Below are 4,908 nucleotides of genomic sequence, written 5' to 3'. Positions count from 1 at the left end.
GTTTTTGGAGCATTAACTTACTATTGCGATCATCAAGAAGAAATCAATCAATACATTGAGCGTAACCGTATTTCAGATGAACTAATTGATCCGTTGGTGAGAAATTTGTGAGCAATTTTTTGATTAGTTTATACTTAGATGAAGATGTTCATGTTTTAGTAGCGGATTTGCTTCAAGCAAGAGGCTTTGATGTCATTACTGCACGGGATGCAGGACAACTCCAAGTGACTGATGCCGAACAATTAGCTTATGCGATCACTCAAGGAAGAACGCTAGTTACTCATAATCGCACTGATGCAAGAAGAGCTTGTACAAAGTTATTTCAATACAGGTGAGATGCACTGTGGGGTTATTTTTGCAATTCGTCGTTCACCACAAGAGATTGCAAAACGATTGCTGATTATTCTCAATCAAGTTACTTCTCAGGAAATGGAAAATCAAGTCCGATACATCTAGTGAAGAATGAGGTGATCGCGCTTCCTCCCACCTTGATCGCGCTCTCCAATGCAATAGAATTGATTTGATTCAAGCCGCGATTAGGCTAAGCCTATGCTTCGCAAACGCCCTAGCCAAAGAATTCCTCGAAATCTCCGTTAGATAGCAACTTCTAAAAATGAAGAGCTGGCTGTTGGGATTGGAATTTCATAGCCCTCTTCTTTCATTCCTTCCAGATGAAACTGTATTGCTTCTTTCATATTCTCTTTCACTTCCTCAATTGTTGTACCTGTGGAGACACAGCCTAGTAAATCTGGAGAATAGGCGGAATATCCAGCTGATGTTTTTTCAATTACGATTAAATATCTGTTCATTTTAACAACCTACCTGTTACTTTTTGATTCCAGCCTGTTTTAAGATACTATTTTCAGTTCCGGGAGCGAGATCATCATTAGGCTTTCCTGGAATGGTAACTAAGCCCGGCTTTGTTGGGTGTTTATATTGACGATGACTGCCTCTAGTTCTGGCAAGTTGCCAACCATCATTTTCAATAAGGCGGATGATCTCTTTGACTTTCATTTGTTTATGGCGACGCTAATTCAGGGCAAATAACTTTATCGAGAACCGCCTTATTTTTTTCATAGTAGCTTATTGGAAACTAGAATTTGCGCGATCGCGCATTTCCTCACTCGATCGCGTTCTCAGAGCCACAGAGAACTGAATGAAACAGCGATGCCTGCCTACGGCGCGGGCTTAACCCCCTACGGTTCGGTCTGCCACCTGCGCGCCTTCTCCCACCTCGACCGCGCTTTCCAGTGTAATAGAATTGATGGATAAAGCGATCGCCTTGGCAGTGATATGGTTGAGGTAGTAATTAATGATGATAATATGGAACGCTTAGAACTTATAGAACGGATTGTCAGCCATCTTCACAAGCTGGATAATGAATCTTTACAGGATTTACTTTTAGACTTAGAGCAGGATAATATTACTGATGAAAATCTTGATCTGGTTACTTATGGAGCAGATGATACCGAGCATTTGCTGAGTAGTCCTCGTAATGCTCAAATATTGCAGGAAGCAAGGAGAGAACTACAGGATCAGGAATTATTAACAAGAGACTCGAATCAAAATGTTGCTTAGCTTTCGGCAACAAGCGTGGGAAGATTATCTCTACTGGTTCAGTAATGACAGAAAGATGTGCAAGCGAATTCATGAGTTGATTGAAGATACATTACGCCACTCTTTTACAGGAAAAGGAAAACCAGAACCGTTGAAGGGGAATTTACAGGGATTTTGGTCTCGACGGATCAATCAAGAACATCGTATCGTTTACGCAGTAACCGAGGAAGCAATCATTTTAATTCAGCTTCGATATCATTACTAACAAGCGATCGCGCCTCTTCCCCACCCGATCGCGCTCTCAAATGCAGTGGAATCAAAAAAACAGCGATCCTACGGCTCGGTCTGCGACCTACGCGCCTTCTCTCCACCCGATCGCGCTCTCAAGTGTCATAGAATTAAGAAAAACAGCGATCGCGCCTCCTCGCACCTCGATCGCGTCCTCAGGTGCAATAGAATTGAGAAAAACAGCGATCGCGCCTCCTCGCACCCGATCGCGCTCTCAAATGCAGTAGAACTGAGTTAAACAGCGATCACGAAAAACTTAATCGTAATCATCCCCCAAATACATTTGAAGAATTTCATCGTAAATCTTGCTATTTTGATCTTCTAACAGACAATCTACCTCTTCATGCTCCTGTAATGTGAAACCACAGGTACATTTTAATTTAGTTGGAATAGGAATAGGATAAGCTCCAAAAACAACTCCTTCTCGATGATCAATGTCAATATCCCAATCAATATCAAAATAAACTAATGCTTCGTTTTCTTCACAAACTGGACAACACATAGGAGCTTGAGGCGTATCTTCCGAGATATGGATAGGGTCACATGGTAAGGTTTCTCCTTGTGCTAGTAATCTTTTTAGATGTTTGATTCTAGTATTGAGTTCTAACACCTCAGCTTGCTTGTAGGCATCACGGTTATTTTTTAATTTTGACCATGTTTCTTGTCCAAGAATCTCAGAGGGTTCTGACTCAAAACACTCTCGGCAAATTGATTCAGTAAAGTCAGCTACCTTGATTTGGACTTTCTTTTCCAAATTTCCTATATCTAGATAGCCAAAATTATGCATCAAGATATTCCTATCATTAATAATTGATTTGATGTCTTGCTTGTGTGCATTTAAGTTGGGATATAGTTCAGTTGCTCTTAAGAGAGCATTTTCAAAGGAGATAGTATTTCTATTATTAAAATCTTCACCTTGTCTGAATTCAACTAGAGTCTTAAACTCTATTTTTTCCAAAAGAATCATCAAAGGATTAACTTTATAGATAACACTTTTAGTTAACTTCTCTAGACCCACTATTAAAATTATACTACCAGAAATAACAGAGAAATCATCACATTCACCTGGTTCTAAGAGATTTAATGCTTTTCCATATAGACCTTTAGCATATTCTAGTAAGTTGATATATGTCTTCTTACTCATAAATTTTGCACTTAATATTGATTACATTAATTAATTTGATGCTTATGTTTTAAATAATATGATTTTTTATTTTGACTCTGATTAATCATTTTCAACAAGAAAATTCAGATGATTAAAATAAATACGACGGTTGTCACCAACACCCTTTTGGAATCTAAGAACAACCATCAATTTAAACTAATCGTGTATTACTTCACTCAATGCTTCTTGAAGAACCTCATCACTGACCCCATGACGTTTCAAACTTTCAACCAAAGCCGAAACCGTATCATTCTCCAAACGTTCCAAGTCAGCACGCAACCCTTGACCAATGTAAGCACGAGCCAGAGGTTGATAACCTGAAAACCCCAGCAAAGGCGCGACTCGCTTCAAATCTTCCACCACATCTTCAGGGAGACGCATGGTAACAGTCGTCATCGGTCGGTTTTTGTCAAGTCGTTTTTTTAAGGTTTCAATTTTCATAAAACTCACGTTCCTTGCGGGTTGCTTTACGGGCGGAAATTATCCGAATCATGTCATTCTCAAGCTCAATGTAAACGACGTACAGACAATTCCATTGTTCATCTAAACCAATGATCGCCTCTCGCGGTTCATTGTTACGACTAGCATCAACAACCACCAGCATTGGATCAAAGAAGGCTTGTGCAGCTTGCTCGAATGTGACACCATCATGTTTTTGAGGATTACTCCGTGCTTTTTCCTCATTCCAAACAAAAGTAATGCCATTGAACTTGAAAAAGACATCCATATCACCTAGTTTAGACGAAATATATTGATATTATCAATACATTTTGCGCTTCTCGCTAAAATACCAACAAGAGATAAATGTTGAGGTAAAGCAATGGCGCAACAGTGGCAATTTTGGATTGATCGCGGGGGAACATTTACAGATATTGTTGCCAAAGGAGAGGATGGAACCCTTCTTACCCATAAACTCCTCTCCGAAAACCCTGATCATTACCAAGATGCTGCCATTCAAGGGATTCGAGATATCCTTGGTTTAAGTCCAGATCAGCCTCTGCCTACGGAACAAATTCAAGCCGTCAAAATGGGGACAACGGTTGCAACTAATGCCCTCTTAGAACATAAGGGCGATCGCGCTGTTTTACTCATTACCAAAGGCTTTCGGGATGCCCTCCGCATTGGCTACCAAAATCGTCCTGATATTTTTGCCCGTGAGATTGTGCTGCCAGAAATGGTCTATGAACAAGTGATTGAGGTGGAAGAACGGTTGGATGCAAAGGGGAATGTGATTACGCCTCTTCATGAAGCACAGGTCAAGCAAGACTTACAACAGGCTTATGACAGTGGGATTAGAAGTTGCGCGATCGTTTTGATGCACGGCTATCGTTATTCGCATCAGGAAAAAGCCATTGCTGAAATTGCTCGTCAGTTAAACTTTACCCAAATCTCGGTTTCCCACGAAGTTACCCCCTTAATGAAACTCGTCAGCCGTGGGGATACCACAATGGTGGATGCGTATCTTTCCCCCATTTTGCGCCGTTATGTGGATCAAGTTGCCAGTAAGCTGAACCTCAATCATGGAAAGAGTAACGCCCAACTCCTGTTTATGCAGTCCAATGGCGGATTAGCTGATGCCCAATTATTCCAAGGAAAAGATAGTATTCTCTCGGGTCCGGCGGGGGGCATTGTTGGGGCAGTGAAAACCAGTCTCATTGCCGGTTATGACAAAATTATTAGTTTTGATATGGGGGGAACCTCTACCGATGTCGCCCACTATGCCGGGGAATACGAACGCAGTTTAGAAACCGAAATTGCGGGAGTGCGACTGAAAACCCCCATGATGGCAATTCATACTGTGGCTGCAGGAGGGGGTTCGATTGTTGAGTTTGATGGATCACGGTATCGAGTGGGACCCGCTTCAGCAGGGGCATATCCGGGACCCGCTGCTTATGGCA

At 41.4% G+C, this 4,908-nt stretch carries 10 protein-coding genes and 1 pseudogene; 6 read left to right on the top strand and 5 right to left on the bottom strand.

Annotated features, from left to right (window positions below; translation table 11 throughout):
- Positions 1-107 precede the first annotated feature (107 nt).
- Positions 108-456 (top strand): annotated as a pseudogene (locus GVY04_23090) (hypothetical protein).
- 137 nt (positions 457-593) lie between these two features.
- Here GVY04_23090 and GVY04_23085 read toward each other — a convergent pair.
- Positions 594-809 carry a type II toxin-antitoxin system HicB family antitoxin gene (locus GVY04_23085; GenBank protein NBD18913.1) on the bottom strand — a complete coding sequence of 72 codons (216 nt, stop codon included), beginning with the start codon at positions 807-809 and terminating at the stop codon, positions 594-596.
- 16 nt (positions 810-825) lie between these two features.
- Positions 826-1,014: an addiction module toxin, HicA family gene (locus tag GVY04_23080; protein NBD18912.1), complete on the bottom strand. Its 189-nt coding sequence runs from the start codon at positions 1,012-1,014 to the stop codon at positions 826-828.
- A 72-nt stretch (positions 1,015-1,086) separates the two neighbouring features.
- Here GVY04_23080 and GVY04_23075 point away from each other — a divergent pair, with 72 nt between their 5' ends.
- The 4 genes from GVY04_23075 to GVY04_23060 are packed head-to-tail and all read left to right on the top strand — an operon-like array spanning position 1,087 to position 2,072.
- Positions 1,087-1,272, top strand: coding sequence for a hypothetical protein (locus GVY04_23075; protein NBD18911.1), 186 nt, complete (start codon positions 1,087-1,089; stop codon positions 1,270-1,272).
- Between the two features lie 21 nt (positions 1,273-1,293).
- Positions 1,294-1,578, top strand: coding sequence for a hypothetical protein (locus GVY04_23070; protein ID NBD18910.1), 285 nt, complete (start codon positions 1,294-1,296; stop codon positions 1,576-1,578).
- Positions 1,568-1,822: a Txe/YoeB family addiction module toxin gene (locus GVY04_23065; GenBank protein ID NBD18909.1), complete on the top strand. Its 255-nt coding sequence runs from the start codon at positions 1,568-1,570 to the stop codon at positions 1,820-1,822. Before GVY04_23070 ends, GVY04_23065 begins: the two co-directional genes overlap by 11 nt.
- 40 nt (positions 1,823-1,862) lie before the next feature.
- The gene (locus GVY04_23060; GenBank protein ID NBD18908.1) at positions 1,863-2,072 is read left to right on the top strand and encodes a hypothetical protein; all 210 of its coding nucleotides are present in this window, start codon (positions 1,863-1,865) and stop codon (positions 2,070-2,072) included.
- 29 nt (positions 2,073-2,101) lie between these two features.
- Here GVY04_23060 and GVY04_23055 read toward each other — a convergent pair whose 3' ends face one another.
- The 3 genes from GVY04_23055 to GVY04_23045 all read right to left on the bottom strand — a co-directional run bounded on the left by GVY04_23055 (position 2,102) and on the right by GVY04_23045 (position 3,737).
- Positions 2,102-2,989, bottom strand: coding sequence for a hypothetical protein (locus GVY04_23055; protein NBD18907.1), 888 nt, complete (start codon positions 2,987-2,989; stop codon positions 2,102-2,104).
- 177 nt (positions 2,990-3,166) lie between these two features.
- Complete coding sequence (locus tag GVY04_23050) at positions 3,167-3,451, bottom strand: hypothetical protein (GenBank protein NBD18906.1); 285 nt, start codon at positions 3,449-3,451, stop codon at positions 3,167-3,169.
- Complete coding sequence (locus tag GVY04_23045) at positions 3,441-3,737, bottom strand: BrnT family toxin (GenBank protein ID NBD18905.1); 297 nt, start codon at positions 3,735-3,737, stop codon at positions 3,441-3,443. The genes GVY04_23050 and GVY04_23045 overlap by 11 nt, the downstream gene beginning before the upstream one ends.
- Before the next feature lie 93 nt (positions 3,738-3,830).
- Here GVY04_23045 and GVY04_23040 point away from each other — a divergent pair.
- On the top strand, positions 3,831-4,908 hold a 1,078-nt coding region (locus tag GVY04_23040; protein NBD18904.1), incomplete at its 3' end, for a 5-oxoprolinase.

The organism is Cyanobacteria bacterium GSL.Bin1 (assembly GCA_009909085.1).
GTDB lineage: Bacteria > Cyanobacteriota > Cyanobacteriia > Cyanobacteriales > Rubidibacteraceae > Halothece.
This window is presented reverse-complemented; position numbering and strand designations above follow the sequence as displayed.